The 15,860-nt window shown below is 55.0% G+C and carries 16 protein-coding genes, 1 tRNA gene and 3 pseudogenes; 7 read left to right on the top strand and 13 right to left on the bottom strand.

All coding sequences use genetic code 11. The features are described from left to right. Positions 1-137: 137 nt before the first annotated feature. Positions 138-214: transfer RNA gene (locus XX99_RS14695), tRNA-Met, on the top strand. Here XX99_RS14695 and XX99_RS28680 read toward each other — a convergent pair. The 12 genes and pseudogenes from XX99_RS28680 to XX99_RS14635 form a co-directional block, all read right to left on the bottom strand. Continuing rightward, positions 171-1,760 (bottom strand): recombinase family protein, encoded by a 1,590-nt coding sequence (locus XX99_RS28680; protein ID WP_375782567.1) that lies wholly within the window; start codon positions 1,758-1,760, stop codon positions 171-173. The two genes, XX99_RS14695 and XX99_RS28680, sit on opposite strands and share 44 nt — an antisense overlap. Before the next feature lie 354 nt (positions 1,761-2,114). Next, positions 2,115-3,941: a recombinase family protein gene (locus tag XX99_RS14685; protein WP_050060174.1), complete on the bottom strand. Its 1,827-nt coding sequence runs from the start codon at positions 3,939-3,941 to the stop codon at positions 2,115-2,117. A gap of 512 nt (positions 3,942-4,453) precedes the next feature. Further along, positions 4,454-6,054, bottom strand: a pseudogene (gene tnpC / locus XX99_RS14680) (IS66 family transposase). An 89-nt stretch (positions 6,055-6,143) separates the two neighbouring features. After that, complete coding sequence (tnpB, locus tag XX99_RS14675) at positions 6,144-6,479, bottom strand: IS66 family insertion sequence element accessory protein TnpB (protein WP_050060173.1); 336 nt, start codon at positions 6,477-6,479, stop codon at positions 6,144-6,146. After that, positions 6,476-6,835: pseudogene (gene tnpA, locus XX99_RS28370) on the bottom strand (IS66-like element accessory protein TnpA); the annotation flags it as partial. The gene tnpB and the pseudogene tnpA, both read right to left, overlap by 4 nt. Positions 6,836-7,027: 192 nt before the next feature. Next, entirely contained in the window at positions 7,028-7,762 is a 735-nt protein-coding gene (locus XX99_RS27285; RefSeq protein WP_156186003.1) for a hypothetical protein, read from the bottom strand. 540 nt (positions 7,763-8,302) lie between these two features. Further along, complete coding sequence (locus XX99_RS14660; RefSeq protein ID WP_050060170.1) at positions 8,303-8,527, bottom strand: hypothetical protein; 225 nt, start codon at positions 8,525-8,527, stop codon at positions 8,303-8,305. Positions 8,528-8,732: 205 nt separating this feature from the next. Further along, positions 8,733-9,383 carry a hypothetical protein gene (locus XX99_RS14655; protein WP_050060169.1) on the bottom strand — a complete coding sequence of 217 codons (651 nt, stop codon included), beginning with the start codon at positions 9,381-9,383 and terminating at the stop codon, positions 8,733-8,735. Positions 9,384-9,753: 370 nt separating this feature from the next. Next, a complete protein-coding gene (locus tag XX99_RS14650) occupies positions 9,754-10,041 on the bottom strand; it encodes an ATP-binding protein (RefSeq protein WP_156186001.1) in 288 nt (95 codons plus the stop codon). A gap of 176 nt (positions 10,042-10,217) precedes the next feature. Further along, entirely contained in the window at positions 10,218-10,691 is a 474-nt protein-coding gene (locus XX99_RS14645; protein ID WP_050060168.1) for a hypothetical protein, read from the bottom strand. A 132-nt stretch (positions 10,692-10,823) separates the two neighbouring features. After that, a complete protein-coding gene (locus XX99_RS14640) occupies positions 10,824-11,300 on the bottom strand; it encodes a hypothetical protein (RefSeq protein ID WP_050060167.1) in 477 nt (158 codons plus the stop codon). Between the two features lie 337 nt (positions 11,301-11,637). Then, positions 11,638-11,823, bottom strand: a complete 186-nt coding sequence (locus XX99_RS14635; protein ID WP_050060166.1) for a site-specific integrase — start codon at positions 11,821-11,823, stop codon at positions 11,638-11,640. A 57-nt stretch (positions 11,824-11,880) separates the two neighbouring features. Between XX99_RS14635 and XX99_RS27280 the strand changes: the two genes are divergently transcribed. Then, a protein-coding gene (locus tag XX99_RS27280) for an IS5 family transposase (RefSeq protein WP_156186000.1) occupies positions 11,881-12,584 on the top strand; the annotation gives its coding sequence in 2 pieces (ribosomal slippage) (positions 11,881-12,196 and positions 12,196-12,584; 705 coding nt in all). Positions 12,585-12,686: 102 nt separating this feature from the next. Here XX99_RS27280 and XX99_RS14620 read toward each other — a convergent pair. Beyond that, positions 12,687-12,920, bottom strand: a complete 234-nt coding sequence (locus XX99_RS14620; RefSeq protein ID WP_050060164.1) for a hypothetical protein — start codon at positions 12,918-12,920, stop codon at positions 12,687-12,689. Between the two features lie 342 nt (positions 12,921-13,262). Here XX99_RS14620 and XX99_RS28100 point away from each other — a divergent pair, with 342 nt between their 5' ends. From XX99_RS28100 to XX99_RS14595, 5 genes and pseudogenes are all read left to right on the top strand, one after another. Then, positions 13,263-13,394, top strand: a complete 132-nt coding sequence (locus XX99_RS28100; RefSeq protein WP_221302554.1) for a transposase — start codon at positions 13,263-13,265, stop codon at positions 13,392-13,394. Further along, positions 13,378-13,452: pseudogene (locus XX99_RS28675) on the top strand (hypothetical protein); the annotation flags it as partial. The gene XX99_RS28100 and the pseudogene XX99_RS28675, both read left to right, overlap by 17 nt. A 53-nt stretch (positions 13,453-13,505) precedes the next feature. Further along, complete coding sequence (locus tag XX99_RS14610) at positions 13,506-14,078, top strand: IS5 family transposase (RefSeq protein WP_082125589.1); 573 nt, start codon at positions 13,506-13,508, stop codon at positions 14,076-14,078. 668 nt (positions 14,079-14,746) lie between these two features. Next, positions 14,747-15,007: a hypothetical protein gene (locus tag XX99_RS14605; protein WP_050060161.1), complete on the top strand. Its 261-nt coding sequence runs from the start codon at positions 14,747-14,749 to the stop codon at positions 15,005-15,007. Between the two features lie 216 nt (positions 15,008-15,223). Then, the gene (locus tag XX99_RS14595; protein WP_311732249.1) at positions 15,224-15,703 is read left to right on the top strand and encodes a Uma2 family endonuclease; all 480 of its coding nucleotides are present in this window, start codon (positions 15,224-15,226) and stop codon (positions 15,701-15,703) included. The last annotated feature ends 157 nt before the right edge of the window (positions 15,704-15,860 follow it).

The following is a 15,860-nucleotide window of genomic DNA, read 5'->3' as shown; positions in this document are numbered from 1 at the left end:
GCTCGCTGGTTTCCACCTTTGGTGCTTGGGTGATCGGGGTCCAGTATGCGGCGGCCTTGGATCCAGTAATGGGATGAGCAGGAATTTCAACAGCCGACCTCGATTGACCCACCCCGAATCGGTTGCTATTATGAAAGTGCGGGGTGGAGCAGCCCGGTAGCTCGTTGGGCTCATAACCCAAAGGTCGTAGGTTCAAATCCTACCCCCGCAACCATCTGTGGCGCAAAGGCAGCGCCGAGCAAGTCCCACTCCCCCTCAACCAGATAGGTGCCGTCCGGTTGAGGGCACATAGTTATGCGATCCAAATGCTCTGCCAGCTTAGCTTTGGCCAAGAGTGGATCGACCTTGAAAAGTGCAGGGATGTCCTGAAGTGCTTCCTGCACTTTTTTTGCAATTTCGGCCGGTGAAAGTTCCTTGCGGTTGCTCTTGAGTGCCTGAAGACCTCTCAGTTCCTCCTCGCGTTCGCGAATTGCCGCTCGCAATGCCTGGGAGCCTCCTATCTGGGCCAATTCGCCAATCAGATTGCGGAGTTGAGTTTCGATCTCCTGGATCCTTTTGGCAGATTTGGTGCCGGCGAGCAATTCCATCTGGAACTGGATCAATGATTCAACAAGCGAATCGAAGACTTCCGACGTATTGAACGCGGTATGCAATTGCGCGAAGAGTTTCCCTTCAAGATGAGCTTCTTTGATCTTGGCCCGATTGGAGCACACCGCCCGGTTGAATGCACGAGAACATCCGTAGGTGGTGTACTTGCCAGTGCCCGAAATCACGATAAGCTGGCCGCCACATTCACTGCAGATCAGGAGTCCACTCAAGAGATGGGCTGAATGAGCGCCACGAGACACCCTCCCGCTTTTGGCATAACGCTCTTTCAGTATTCGCTGGCGCTGTTGAACCCGGGCCCAGAGTTCGTCAGATACGATTCGAAATTCGGGGCAATCCTTCCAAATCCAATCTCCTTCCTCTCTTGCCCGCGCCACGCGCTTGTTCGTACCTGGACGCTTAATGTACATTTTTTGATTCCATTTGCGCCTGCCGATGTAGATCTCATTTCGCAGCATCTCGCGGATACAGGTAGGCGCCCAACTATTAATGGTGTTATTTTTCCGCCCGCGGGGTGGAGGGAGAGCTCGCGAATTAAGAACGGCCACAATCCTCTTGAGGCTGTACCCATTCGCACTCATCGTGAAGATTTCAATTACAATTTTTGCCTCTTCGGGGTTGACCGTCCAGATCTTACCAGCGTTGTATCCATAGCATCGTCCACCTGTACTCGTCCCTCGCTCAACACATCCCAAAAGACCGCGATGTGTCTTCAATCCGATTTCTTGCCAATAGATCTCATCGACAAGGCCGTGTACCGTAATAAGCAACTTGCTCTGCTTACTGGTTGAGTCAATTCCCTGGGAAATTGCAATCAGGCGGATGCCATGAAATCGCAGCAGGTTATGCAGACGAAGCGTCTCTTCCAGATCGCGGCCGGCCCTGCTCGTATCGTCTACCAGAACAACCGTAAAAGGGCAGTTCGGACTTGAGATTGCACGAAGCAATTCTTGATAGTCTTTGCGGTCTGCGCCTGCCCCTGAACTCGCCTTGTCGGAATACACTCCAACCTCAATCCAACCGCGAGTCTGAGCAAATTTCCGGCAGACACGAAACTGGTCTTCAATCGAGAGCGCATTTTGTCCCGCCATACTGTATCGTGCATAAATTACATATCGTTCAACCAAGGAGTTTCTAGAACATTGTTCAGGCATTAAAAATCACTTTCTTCAATATTGGTAGGACAACTTTATTCAACCAGTCCTGTACCTCGGGAGATATTTCATTTCTTACCTTTGCTGTTGCGACTTGCTGATCGGGCACTGCATGTGCAGCGGATTTCACTCGCTGGCTTATATCGGGATATGGTCCCTCCGCGGCTTTCGACTGCCTACCAGATGCGGCAGTATTGCGCGGCCAGTTATTCCGGCGCAGCCCCGAACCGATTTGTGCTTTGTTCCCCACACGCACCCGTATATTTCGCGCGATCATGCGCGGCTATTTAACCCAGCATTGCAACAAGAAAGTAGAGTCCTTCGCTAGCTTTTGTCTGATCGCTGACTTACTACTTAGCCATATTGTGGCGATGTTTTAGCAGCGTGTGCCACGCGCTCAGAACTCTTCCTTTTCCGCAGCACACACAATGGAATCTTGATGTCGATGGGGATGGTGCAGTGCTGTCCGATCTGGTTTACCTGTTCGGACAGCATCTCCCCCTCCGCAGGCGAGAAAAGACCAATACCTCCGGTGACGCAGAAGACGCGCCCTTCTTTCTCGTCAACTGGTGTCACAGTCAGAGCCGGGGAGATCCGGCGCTGAAACTCGATCTTCAGAGCCTCCGCGGCCCCGAGTAGAATTTGTTCGAACGAATCAGTATGCCGATCGACAAACTTGCGGATTTCGTTAAAACGGGCATCCTTGCTCGTCGTTGGAGGCGTAAGTTCTGCGAGTTTCTGTGCGAGAACTTCGATCTCGCTTTCGCTGCCAGCAAGAGCATCTACAAGCGAGCGCATATCGCCACCTACTGCGATCGCATGCACAAGGTTGTCGCGGCGGCCTTCCTCGACTTTCAGTGCCGATTCCAGTTGTGCCTTGCGAGAGCCGACATGGTCGTGACTCTGCCTGCTTCGCGCCTTCTCGGATTTCAGAAACGTGAAGACCGATTTAGCCAGGGACTCGCGCAGCTCCGGGCTACGGAGCTTGTTAGAAAGGGCAGAGATCAGAGACCTCTCAACATCCTCGCGCCGGAATGTCGCGGAGTTCGAGCAGCCGTCGCGCCACATATAGTTCGAGCAAGAGTAGCGCCCATGGCTGCGAAGATTATAGTTCGCCCCGCAGACGCCGCATTCAAGGAGACCACTCAGAAAGTATGTCCTGCTCTTGTCGGTACGGTTCAGTCCCCCGGCGCGGGCGAGGCCGACACAGCTCCGCCTCGTCCGCTCCACATTCACCCTTCCCCAGAGATCTTCGTCGACAATACGAAGCTCCGGACGACACGAGCGGCGCCACTCCCTCTCCGGGTGTCTGCGCTGTGTCATTTTTCCGTTTTCGGGGTTGCGAATCTGCGTGGTACGCCCGTAGACCAGAATCCCTCTGTAGCGCTCGTTTTTGAGGATGTAATCGACGGCACTCCGCGCCCAGGAGCACGATTTAATCTTTCTGCCGCATTTGCGCGGAGGTGGCATACGATCGGTGTTTAGCCGTACCACGATCTGGCGCAAACTCAATCCTTGCGAATACCACATGTAGATAAGGACTACGATCCTGGCCTCTTCCGTATCAATCTCCTCCTTCATACCAAGCGTGGCAGCACGACCACGAGCATCTGGATTGGTTTCGTTGTGGAGCGGTACGTTGCGATAGCCGTAGCAGGTCCAACCAGGGTTTAGCCCTTTTTCAAAGAGGCCAATCCTTCCACGGCGCACTCGCTTCCCATGTGTTTTTGAGAATTGCGCGTCCTGCCTAGCCTTGGCAGAAAAAGCGTCACGGAACCATGGGTTCTGCGAGTCGAGACCATCGCTCGCAAAATAGATATGGATGCCATAGTATTCGAGTTCGTCGAGGACGCGATGCACATCGGCTTCGTTGCGTCCCATGCGCGAGGTGTCGTCGATGATGATCCTCCTGAAAGGAGTATCCGGTCGTTTGTATGCAGCACGTAGAGCCGCAAAACCTGGCCGATCAAACATCGTCGTTCCGGTCTTGCCCTCGTCGCAATATGTGTGTTGTTTACTGATGCTCCAGCTCTTTTCTTCTGCCATCTCATGGCAGTTTCGGATCTGGTCATCGATGCTAGCTTTTCTCTGCTGGTCGTCCGACATACGAGCGTAAACGGCAGCCGGTTCCTGGCCTGAATCAATAAGTGCGGATTTGGGATTGCGTTGTTTTTTCTTCATATTATTCGTCGGTTATTGTTGGGTTGTGGGTTTAATGTGCTCGGGTATCCTCACTGCTCAATAACTTGTGCGTCTGAAGAGCCTGGCTGCTGGTGAAGGATCGACTTGTGCGCTAAGACACTGTGTTGTATCCCAGCTTGGCGCGATGGAGATGATGCGCCGCACGCAGATGGAACCGCACCATTCAGTGGAGTGGCGTGTTGTATTGCACGGATGGTCGGTCGTCACCAGCATCTTGTGCAGACGCTAAAATAGTCTCGACTTGATTTGGGCCTGGGGTGTTGTGGGAATCTAAAAGGCGCGTTTGCGCAGCATCGCACACGTTTTCAATGGAATGGGATGAGGATTCTTCTGGGCGGACGCACCACAACTATCTGACCGCGAGCGCTAACAGACTAAGAATAACTGCCACAGCTTCCGCTGGTCAGTAAGCGTGCGAAGCTCCCATGTTGACGGGCTGGACCGACCCTTAAATAGGTGTCCGCTTATTTAGGTGGGCACCTATTCGGGTCTTAAGCCGCTTCTGCGGGGTGTGATTGGAGGGTTGCAGTCAGGTTCCAGGGCAGCAGATCGGCGATGCGGTTGATCGGGTGTTCGGCTATGCGTGCCAGGACGGCGCGCAGGTAGAACGAGGGGTCGATGCCGTTCAGCTTGGCGGTGCCGATCAGGCTGTAGAACGACGCGGCCCGCACACCGCCGGAGTCGGCGCCGAAGAAGAGGTAATTCTTCCTTCCGATGGAGACCGCACGCAGTGCTCTCTCGGCCGCACTGTTGTCGATCTCCAGCAGGCCGTCATCGACGTAGCGCGTGAGAGCACGCCAGTGCGACAGAACATAGGCGATTGCGCCGGCAGTATCGCTCTTGCGCGACAACGACTGTCGCACCTTCTCCATCCATCGGCGTAGGTCCTGGAAGAGCGGTCTGGCCTGGTCCTGGCGAACAGAGCGGCGAAGATCGGGCGGCCTGCCTCGAACTTGCTCTTCGATTCCGTAGAGGGCACCGATCCGGTTGAGCGCTTCAGTGGTGATAGGTGATCGATGAGTCACGTGGATGTCGTGGAACTTGCGTCTAGCATGCGCCCAGCACGACACTTCGTAGATCCGGCCACCCTCATACAAGTGCCGCAGGCCGCTGTAGGCGTCTGCTTGCAAAGCACCGGAGTAGTTCTTCAGATGCCGCTGCGGATGCTCCCCCTTGCTGTCTTCCGAGTAGGCGAACCAGACGGCGGGGGCGGTGATCTGTGCAGCCGGCCTATCATCGCGGACATAGGTCCAGAGGCGGCCAGTCTTCGTTTTACCGTTGCCTGGCGCAAGTACTGGAACCGGCGTGTCATCGGCATGGATCTTCGATGCGGTCAGGACATGCTTGCTGATCTGATCCACCAGCGGAGCGAGCAACTCCCTGGCCGCACCAACCCAGCCGGCCAGGGTCGAGCGATCCAGATCGATGCCTTCTCTTGCGAAGATCCCGGACTGTCGATAGAGAGGCTGGTGGCCGCCGAACTTGGATACCAGTACATGCGCCAGCAGATCAGGTCCAGGCAGACCGTATGCGATCGGCCGCGAAGGCGCAGGAGCTTCGACGACGCGATCGCATGCAGAGCACGTGAACTTAGCCTGACATGGCGAATGACCTTGAACGTGGCGGGGATGCGCTCCAGTTGTTCGGAAACATCTTCTCCGAACTGACGAAGTTCACCTCTACAGCACGGGCATGAATCGTGCTCAGGCATGTGCGTGATCACTTCGCGTGGAAGATCTTCTGGAAGCGGCCTGCGCCTTGGACGCGTTCCTGCTGGCTTCGAAACGGAACTGGGCGGGCCCGGCTGCTCAGCTTCAGCAGCATCTTCAGCTGGCTGATCCGCGGCTTGAGTCGTCTCCAGTTCTTCGAGGCGAAGTTCCAGCTGCTCAAGCTCTCTGGTGAGCTTTTCACTCTTGCGCCCGAAGATCATCCGCCGGTACTTCTCGATCACAAGCTTCAGATGCTCGATCTCTTGCCAAGTCGAACGCAGCCGCTTGTGCTGCTCGACGGACTCGTTATGCTTCGCGATCAACAGCGCCTTCAGCGCCTCAGGATCGAGCCCATCGAGATCTGGCAGCGGAGCGGGAAGCATGGCAAAAGTATGCCATCGATCGAACACCAACGCATCCACTACGCCCGTATAAACACGGGGGAATCTGCGCAATCAATCACACCGCGATCTCACGGTGTCCATGTTCGCTGAGGGCGCCGCCAATCGATGCCCTCCAGCAGCATCGAAAGCTGGGCGCGGGATAAGCATACAGCGCCTTCTGTTGCCTGCGGCCAAACGAAGCGTCCCTTTTCTAAGCGCTTCGCGAAAAGACAAAGTCCGTCGCCGTCAAACCAGAGGCACTTTACGATGTCACCTCTGCGCCCGCGGAACAAAAACACATGGCCGGAGAACGGTTGCTGCTGCAACACCGTCTGAACCTGTGCACTGAGCCCATCGAAACCTCGACGCATGTCGGTGATCCCGGCTGCCAACCAGATCTTCGTTCCTGCTGGAAGATGGATCACTTGCGCAAGCTCTCCAGAACACAGCGCAACAGGGCTGCATCGGCTCCACTCTCAACGCTGATGTTGGCTCTGCCGGCGAGCTCGATGTGAATGGCGCCGCCACTCGGCGCTTGCCGGGGACCAGCTTCTTCGCTCGGTTCCGGCGCGGCTTCTACTTGTGCGGAAATCGTCACCGGCAGTAACGCCGCTCTTCTGCTTGCGCCGTCAACCAACTGGCCTCTCTTGAACAGCAGACGCCACTTGAAGACCTGGTTGGCGTTCACTCCGTGTGCGCGTGCGATCTCAGCGACACTGGCGCCCGGCTCCATCGTTAAACGCACAATCTGAAGCTTCTCCGACCCAGACCTGCGTCTTCGCGCGCGCCGCGCTGCATCCCCGTCCTCTGAATGGATCATGCAACATGCACATCCGCATAACCGGTCGGCCGCCAGATGGGAACTCCGGACGCTTACGCTGGTCACACGTTTAGCACGCAAATAATAAAGAGCTGCTCTGGACGAGTAAAACGATCTCGTTATCCAGAACAGCCCCATTGTTTTCTGTGAATGCTACAGGAGAAAGTCCATATTTCCCCATTGGTCCATCGGACGATTCTTGGTCAATGCTTGGAATGCACGCTTGTAGGTCCCAGTCTGCGCTCGCTGCTTGAGCATACTTACGGTGAATTCGGTTGTTATCAGATTGAAGTGTAGACGACCAAATTTCAAGTGCTGGTGCGCCGCGTTCTGTTTGCGTCCATGATTAAGCACTTTGACAAGCTCTTTTAGGTATGCCCGCTCGCACATTTTCTTAACGGAGATAACGAGCGCAGCGATTGCTCCAGATCGCATACTATCTCTGGCCTCAATGGCCGCGCGGTCAGTCGGTGCTTCCAGATTAAGCGTTACTCTCGTGTTTGGTAATCCGGGCAACGTGCTCAGCAGTGCTGCATATGGTGCTTCCACCTCCACCACAAGACACTCATAGATCATTCTTCCCAGGCACGGAATGCACTGACCCTCCCGCGACAGCTTTGTGAGGGCATTGTCCACATCCGTATCGAGAGATTCGCAAAACGCTTTTACCCAATTGAGGTATCTGCGTCTGTAACCCTTCCGATATACATTCCGTTCCGGATCCGATGCAGCTGTTACATGCGTATCCCAATACACACATTCGCACTCGCCGTGAGCCCACGGTAGAGGTGTGCAGCGGCTGAAAGAACGGGAGAGCACAAGGTGCTTTCGCCATTCCGCCTGTCTTCTTTCTTCGTTACGTGAGGCAGGTTCAAAAGCTTTATCCATGTTCCATCCGAGAATCAGACCCAGCATCCTCCTGATGGACGGATACCGGCTATGTGCTTCATCGTAAGCGACGAGCATCGGTTTAGGGCAGTCCATTTCGTATGGCACGAGCAGTCTGCTGTGACCACATTGCAACAATCGAGAACTAAATCAACAATCTAAGCGTGTTATGCAGGAATCATCAAAGATACTCCCTCGAGTGCAAGACCAACGACGATAGACGGTGCGAAGTCCCAATAAATGCCGGCGGCACAACCCCAGAGAAACAGGGATCGGCTATAGCGAAAGATCAGCAGTGGATTCGCTAGTTATATTTCCACCTTCATATTTCAAGCTTTTTATAATTGGTATGAAGTCATCTGTTAATCTTCCAGCCACAGGGGCCATGTCGCTCCCAGTGCGCTACTTCAAGGCACTTTGTTGGTGCCTCATGTGGAAGTGAAGGACTCCTAGGCCATGGAGCACGGCCACTGGAATCCTCCGCTATCAGGGTTATGTGGAAAACCGACCCACATCCGAATTATGCGTCGGCAGATCGAGCTAAGACTTCTGTCCGTCCACACATTCGACGGCGATCCTCTGCCAATCAGTCACGTCCGCTACGTCCGGTCCGAAGATGGCGCCGTACGATAGCCCGACGGGTTTGCGATTGAGAACCTGATTGCCCTCTGAGATGGTGAGTTCTCCGTGGTAATCGTCGGTGCGTGTCACGTTCACCTCATACCTGCCGTCGGGGGAAGAGGTCCACGCTACGTTGTCTTGCATTGATGACTCCTTTACTAGGTTGGGCCTGTGTGCGTGCTGCGTCAGGCAAGGGGTGGCACAAGTGCATTGCATGATCCCGCCAAGGCCAGCGATTTCTGTCGGCTGGTTGACGCTCGGGCACGCGAATACACGAGCTCCCAGTGCAGGGCGTCCGCATTCACACGCGAGTTTGGCGGAGAACATTTGAGAACTTAGGGGGCCTACCCTACGCGGCGATCAGCTTGTTGTACTGTTCGGAGGTGAGATTCAGCAGGACACTGCCGTGACCGATTTTCATTTCTCGATAGAGACGGACATGATTTTCGTAATTTATGATTGCTCCGCCGCGCATGGCTAGCGAAACGACCGTATCGCTGGAACGGTAGATGAGCGTTTCACGAATCCTTGCAACTCCAGATGACTCATAAAAATCACAAAACCAACGGTTGCCCTTCCGCTCAAAGCGGAGGACTACACACTGGACAACATTCGGCAGCCGGCTAAATGTAAGGAGCTGGACCCCTCCGTACGTGTGGGCCCCCTGGTGAATACGTTCCATCAGCCACTCGGACGCAGGCAGGGCTAGGGCTTCCCTGTCAGCGTACTCACGGTGCAGATATATCTGCATACCTGGACCGGGAATGGGGGCATAACTCTTCTCCGCCAGAAGGCAAGCGCCGGGCGCAATCATGCCGCAAGTGAATGTCGGCAATCCGGCTGCTGGCCATTTCAGAAATGTGAGAAGCTCATTTGTGCCGCGGACCTGCAACGTGCGAGAGATGCCAGGATCACGTTCGCCAAACTCCCGCATGGTTGCTGAACCGGTATCGAGAGAGAACTTGATGGCGAATACTCCCGACTCCTCTCCGGTTGCCAACGCCCAGTTGACTCGGGATATTGGTTCTCCCAATGTTCGATTTGCACCTCATCCGAGGTGGCGTCGTGCAGGAGTGGCTGCGACACCGCAAAGCGGCTGCTATACACGAGCGGAAATATCTTCCACCCGCGCATAGCAGCCAACGACAGATCAGAGTTCATAGGGCTCCTTCTATAAGGGATAGATATTCAGGTTGAGTTCTTCGGTGTTTCCCATGCCCTAGGTGAGTTTGGCAACTAATATTGGCCCACTTGCGGAAGTTAACTTCGGCCCATCTAGGGAAGTTTGAAGGACCAGGTTCATGGGTTGGAGAGGCGATGTGCTTCGGGCTGAAGCGTAGCGGAAGCCCAAAGTACATCGAGGGCGTTGATCAGCCCGTCGGTTTGCTCTTGTCCTTCTCGACCGTTCGCCGGAAGCGGTAGCTATCGGTGCCGGTTTCGATGATGTGGGCCCGATCGGTGATGCGATCCAACAGTGCCTTGCATAGCCGGGCGTTGGGGATCACCTGGGTCCACTCGGAAAAGGGCAGATTGGTTGTGAGGATCACCGCAGCCTTTTCGGCCCGCTCCGCGATCACCTGGAAGAGGAACTCGGCGCCCAACTCGGCCATGGGCACGTAGCGGACTTCGTGTGATTTGAAATATTGCAGTTCTGGCACGCTGGGGAGCGCTATGAGTTGATCGCCATCGACCAACCAACTCGCGGCCGCCGCTTCTTGCCCTCAAGGGCTTTGAAGCGACGGGCTTTCGTGCTACGGAAACGTAAGCTTCCGTTTCTACCGATACACCGTCCCGTTGTTTGCACAGAATCAGGGCTCACTGGTTTAGCTAGTAATCAGCGATGGCCGAGATGCCAATAGCCTGGCTGATATGGACAACGGTAGGAGGAGAGATCGGGATCGTTCTGTAGAATGCGCGACTCCTCGGCCGCTTCACGGCTGGGCCAGGAGCGCTTGGGAAGGACGCCGCCGATCCGGCACTCCAAGCAGGGCGGTGTCTCCGGCGGCCACGCGAGTATGCGAATGAGATGCTTCTCATAACTTTCCTTCCACGGACCAGTGATCGTCGGAGGAAGCCTCGGCTCAGGCAGCAGATGAGCGGCTGCGGGCTCAACACCGCCGGCTTCTTTGATCAACCTGCGGCCTTCCCGGCGAGCTTCTCGCCGTAGTTCGCAAGGAATTGCGCAATAGAGCGATGTGAGTTGCGAGAGGTATTCTCGGTAGCTCTCACCGCTGACATGCGGGTCAATACCGACCCGATAGAGATAGAGCACCAGGCGGAGGGCCTGGTTTCGCAGGATGTTATTCATGGGTTTCCTTATGGGTGAGGTTGGATTTACAGCGAGGAGTGGCTCGGAAAGTCTCTTCGGAGCGGGAAGCAGAGGAGCAACGGTCGAGGAATAGTCGCGACTAGATGCAGTCCGGCGCAGGCGGACCAGAGGCTATTTGCAGGAGCGGCGAAGATATCGGAACGGGCGTCCCGTTTCGATGTTCGGAGCGACACGTGAGATTGCTATCTCCGGAACGGCCGAGATCAGTTCCTCCCACAAGGGCCACTCCTCGTCGCAATCCCACTTGCTTTGCTGTCCCAGAGAGAACCCGGCATGAAGCAGTTGCAGCCAGAGCCGGTCCTGGTTTATGCCAACCTTGTAAAGCGTGCCCGACGGTGTTTTAGTCTGCTTGATCCACTCCTTCAGCATGGCTTCAACCTCTTCGAGGTTGTCAGCGACATTCAAGAGGAATTCCTTCCGGACCATCTCCGTGAGCACGGCACGGGCAGCCTGAATGTTGACAGCATCGCGCAGCATCGTGGCGGGGGACTGAGGAGTTGGCTGAGCGTCCAGGTTGCCCCAGAGGAACGCCTGCGCGACAACGTCTCCAGCAACCAGTTGGCATCTGGTCCATATTGCGAGTACCAAAACTCGATCGCGAGACGATCGCAGGAGGGTATGCCGACCGTCGAGGCACTCGAAGCCAGTGGTGAACGGCCCAGTACCGGCTGGATCATCAGTTGGTTTCGTATTGCTACCCCCAGAGCCTCGGGCAATTGGAGGTCGGGGGAAGGCAGGAAGCGGGCGAGCGCACTGGCCTATTCGCGCCTCCGTTGTTCCTGGAGTTCGGCGAGAAAATCGGAAACATCAATGACATGAAGTCCTCCGTAAAAACAGAAAAGCCACGCGATGTGCGTGGCGGCGGTGGGATGGAATTTATAGGGTATAGGCTTAAGGGTCGGAAACTTTCTCTTCCCGGCCTTTACTACCCCAGTTGCGCGCTGGCGCCGAAGGCACGACCGCCGTGGATATAGCGGCGAACCATGTCAACCGAATGGTGGCCGGTCGTTCGTGCGATCTCACGTTCTTCGGTGCCGTTCATTGCGGCCTGCTCGAACAAGACGCCGAGTTCAGGGCTGCGGGGTACAGAAGAAATCTCGAGTTGGGTCATGTTTGTTCTAGGGCGTGTTAACACTATTTCCATCCAGTTGCGATAAGTTATGCCGAGATGGAGATCAGCGAAGAGCAGTACGCGCGAATCAAGGACAGCCTGCCTGTGCAGCGTGGGAATGTGAACTTATCCAATCTGCAGTTTCTGAATGCGGTGTTGTACGTGGCCGAGCATGGATGCAAGTGGCGTGGGCTTCCGAAGCGGTTTGGCAACTGGCACACCATCTACACAAGGATGAACCGGTGGTCCAAGAGCGGAGCCTTGGATCGTGTCTTTGAGAAACTGCAGTTGGAACAGATCGTTCGCATTCGTATCGAAGCCTTCAGTCTAGACTCAACTTCGGTGAAGGTGCATCCAGATGGCACCGGGGCATTAAAAAAAACGGACCGCAGGCCATCGGCAAATCTCGCGGCGGATGGACCACCAAGATTCATATGGTTGCCGCGGATGCTCGGACCGCAATAACGTTCGCGCTCTCTCCGGGCAATGCTCATGATGCGCCGGAGGGCCGTGAATTGCTTCGCGACCTGGGCTCTTTCCCCGGCATGCCCGTGATCATGGATCGTGCCTACGAAGGCAACGAAACCCGCCAGCTCCTGCTCGCCCTGGACATGGTTCCCGTGGTCCCGCCCAAATCCAATCGCGTCGATCCCTGGAGATTCAACCGGGCACTCTACAGAAAACGCAACGAAATCGAACGTCTATTCCGAAGGCTGAAAGGCTTCCGCAGAGTCTTCTCCAGATTCGAGAATCTAGACTGAATCTTCCTCGCCTTCGTCTCCTTCGCTCTCATCGTCGAAGCTCTCAGATAGTGTTAACACGCCCTAGTTGACTGAAAGTTTATGTGAGAGTCGAAATTGTTTTTACTTCTGCTCTCCCGTAGCCTTGTTCCGCTGCGCGAACGCAATAGAGATCAGGAAGATCGTGATCGTCATCGCCGTATCGTGGATCAGCATCAACAGGGTGGCCGCAAGGAGCCACCATCCAGCGGTGCGTGAATGACCCCACTCGGCGCCGATGGACCAACCAAGAGTTAGCAGTACGGCGGAGTACAGCAGGATGTAAAAGGGATTAGCAAAGGTAACGCGGACATTCATTCGTTCGTTTCTCCAATGTTCTACGTGCAGACCCTCGATCCACGCTCTCCGGCATTCCGAGCATGGATCACGTTCTCGTTGCTCCCCTCGATGCGTGGAAGAAAGATGCCCAGGTACCCCTTAGGGTTCTGGTACAGATACTCGTCGGAAACTCGCACCGAAGTCCATGCTGGCACCGGGAGGCCTATGAGAGGTAGGAGTTGCACGCCCACGGCCTCGTTAAGCAAGCTTCTGTCGACGAAGAGCCTGCGACTCTTCATGACGTAGAGCGTGTTTCATAAACAGATTCGGCCTCAAGCTGTGGACTTCTGCGAGAGACGAGTGATTTGATGAACTTTTTGCATGAGCAAGAAGCGATTTGAGTTGTTGAACGATGCGCAGTGGGTGCTGATCGATCCGCTGCTGCCTGAGCCGAAGCGCCGCAAGGACAAGGGGGGTCGTCCGTGGGCATCGAACCGTGACTGCCTTGATTGAGGGCATTCTGTGGGTGTTGCAGACGGGCGCGGCGTGGAGGTTTTTGCCCGACAAGTATCCCTCTCCGGCGACCTGTTGGCGGCGGTTGAAGCAGTGGGAGGAGCAGGATGTATGGCTCGATGCCTGGCGAGCGTTGCTGGGCGCGCTCGACGGCGAAGGTCTACTGAAGTGGGAAGAGGCGTTCCTGGACGGCAGCTTCGCTCCGGCGAAAAAAGGGGCTCCGCCGTCGGTAAAACCAAGCGTGGCAAGGGCACGAAGTGGATGGTACTGGTCGACGGTGGCGGTCTTCCGCTGGGAGTTCGGCTTGAAAGTGCCTCTCCGGAAGAGGTTACGCTTGCGGAAGCCACGCTCGCCGAGGTCAAAGTCCCTCGCCCCAAAGGCCGACTGCGAACGAAGCCGAAACGGGTGATCGCCGACCGCGCCTACGACTCCGATCCGCTGCGCGAACGGCTGAAGAAACGAGGAATCGACCTCATCGTCCCCTATCGAAAGAACAGCAAGAAACGGAAGCACGAGGACGGCAGGAAACTCAGACTCTACAAGCGCCGCTGGATCATCGAGCGCACCAACGCTTGGCTCGGCCAGTTCCGCAGACTGCTTGTACGCCATGAGCATCTCCTCTCAACCTACAGAGCCTTCTTCTACCTCGCTTGCCTATGGATCACGCTGCGGAAGTGTTTATGAAACACGCTCTAGAAATTGCCGTCGGATGCTCTGATAATCGATGGCTGGTTTGCGCCGCGTACTTTATAGAGAAAACTAACCGGCTCGACAACGTCAGGACTTCCCTCAGTCCTTTTGCTTGTATGCATTGCGCACCTCCGCAGAAATACGATCCACACTAGGGAAAATGAAACAGTCCGGCAGGGTATCGTTGCTCACGATGACGCTAGTCCTATGTGCAGGGGTAGGCAGCGTTACGAAGGGACTTTGAATCCAATAAATCACGAGAGGGTTCCCAATCTGGAACACGTATCGATCGGGTTCTGAAACGAAAAAGTCCAGGCACTTTGGCCTGGACTTTTCTCCTTGGCTTGATGGAACTCGACTACCTTAGCCAAGCGCCGCGGTCCGGGCGCCACAAAGTAAGCCGGGAACGGCCCTCAGAACGACACTAAAAATCGAGCCCTTCAAAAAAATAGCCAAAGACTCGCTACAGACTTAGCATGGAAATCATGGTTCGACCCGGACGAGGCACAGCCAGAAATGGTGTCAAACCAGATGCAGCTGACATGTCGCCCGGTACTCTAAATTTTTCCTCAGAGTACGCATGGCGGTCCGTCGGCAGCTGTAAGCGATCGTCTTGATCGCGCGTCCACCTGCGGACCAGAGCAGAAGAAAGGAATCGAGCGATGAATCCGAATGATTACCTGCATGGCCTTTTTGAGGAATTACAGCGTCTCAAGCCTTGTGAAAATTGTCCCGTCGCGCACGCGATCTATTGGCGCGACAATAAACTTTTCGCGCTTGTCAGTGTCGGTGACTTTCGCGAGCGGGTGCCGTTAGATTTTTTAGATTCGAATCCGAAGATCGCAGCAGCTACGATCTTTGCGCGTTGGCAGGAGAAAGCGGCACGGGACGGGAATCGAAAGCACCCAAGCGATTTCGAGTGAAGAGCGTGCAAATGCAAGATGTCATGAGTCTACACAAACTGCAGAAATATTACCTAGTCCCGCAGTTCAAACGCGGCGATGATGCGATGTCATGTACTGTTACTTACATCTCGAGGGTCTTGCGGAAACCCTGGAAACCGTGCGCGCAAAACCCTTTCGAAGATCTTGACCAGCAGGGGTTCGTCCTCCCATGAATAAACAGGCTTTTCTTTCACTATCTTTTGGCTGATAAGGCATATCGTAAACAGAAGGATCGAGGAGAGTTGCATGGAGGACCAAGAGCATTCTGCGTGGCAGGAAGCATTGATCCTATGGTTTGGAAGCCATAGAAAAGAGTGGCAGTTGCGTGCGAGGCCGAAATTGCGAGTTAATGTATCCGCGGAACATTACCAGATTCCAGACATCACACTTGTTCGAAACGAAGAATTACAGGATCAGATCCTAACTCGGCCGCCGATTGCAGTGTTTGAAATTCTTTCCCCTGATGACCGGGTGTCGCGCTTGTTCGAGAAATTGGAACAGTATAAACGAATGGAAATTCCCAACATCATCCTTGTCGAACCCGCCGGGGCAAGGCTTCATCGTAAATATGTCGATGGGGAGTTGATTCCTTGCAATGAGGATATCCTTCGTTTGGACAGAACTGAGGCATTTGTGAACTGGAAAGATGTCGAAGCACTACTCGCGTCAAGTTGAGTAAATCCTAGCTCGTCTGACCAAACAGTAATGAATGGCCGCGTAAAATTGATCCGCCTCGGGATACTGAAGGGCCTGGAATGATGGGCCTGGAAAAACAGTGCCACTTAGATGGTTAGCCTTTGGCCTGTTTTTGATTCAGTCAGATCGCGGCTAG

It is taken from the genome of Silvibacterium bohemicum (genome assembly GCF_001006305.1).
Classification (GTDB): Bacteria; Acidobacteriota; Terriglobia; order Terriglobales; family Acidobacteriaceae; genus Silvibacterium; species Silvibacterium bohemicum.
This window is presented reverse-complemented; position numbering and strand designations above follow the sequence as displayed.

Coding starts and splice junctions, on each gene's coding strand:
- XX99_RS14620 (WP_050060164.1), bottom strand. CDS start 12,920: ATGAATGTCCGCGTTACCTTTGCTAATCCCTTTTACATCCTGCTGTAC.
- XX99_RS14610 (WP_082125589.1), top strand. CDS start 13,506: ATGGCTCGATGCCTGGCGAGCGTTGCTGGGCGCGCTCGACGGCGAAGG.
- XX99_RS14645 (WP_050060168.1), bottom strand. CDS start 10,691: ATGAATAACATCCTGCGAAACCAGGCCCTCCGCCTGGTGCTCTATCTC.
- XX99_RS14685 (WP_050060174.1), bottom strand. CDS start 3,941: ATGAAGAAAAAACAACGCAATCCCAAATCCGCACTTATTGATTCAGGC.
- XX99_RS28100 (WP_221302554.1), top strand. CDS start 13,263: ATGAGCAAGAAGCGATTTGAGTTGTTGAACGATGCGCAGTGGGTGCTG.
- XX99_RS14605 (WP_050060161.1), top strand. CDS start 14,747: ATGAATCCGAATGATTACCTGCATGGCCTTTTTGAGGAATTACAGCGT.
- XX99_RS28680 (WP_375782567.1), bottom strand. CDS start 1,760: ATGCCTGAACAATGTTCTAGAAACTCCTTGGTTGAACGATATGTAATT.
- XX99_RS14635 (WP_050060166.1), bottom strand. CDS start 11,823: ATGACCCAACTCGAGATTTCTTCTGTACCCCGCAGCCCTGAACTCGGC.
- XX99_RS14660 (WP_050060170.1), bottom strand. CDS start 8,527: ATGCAAGACAACGTAGCGTGGACCTCTTCCCCCGACGGCAGGTATGAG.
- XX99_RS27285 (WP_156186003.1), bottom strand. CDS start 7,762: ATGGATAAAGCTTTTGAACCTGCCTCACGTAACGAAGAAAGAAGACAG.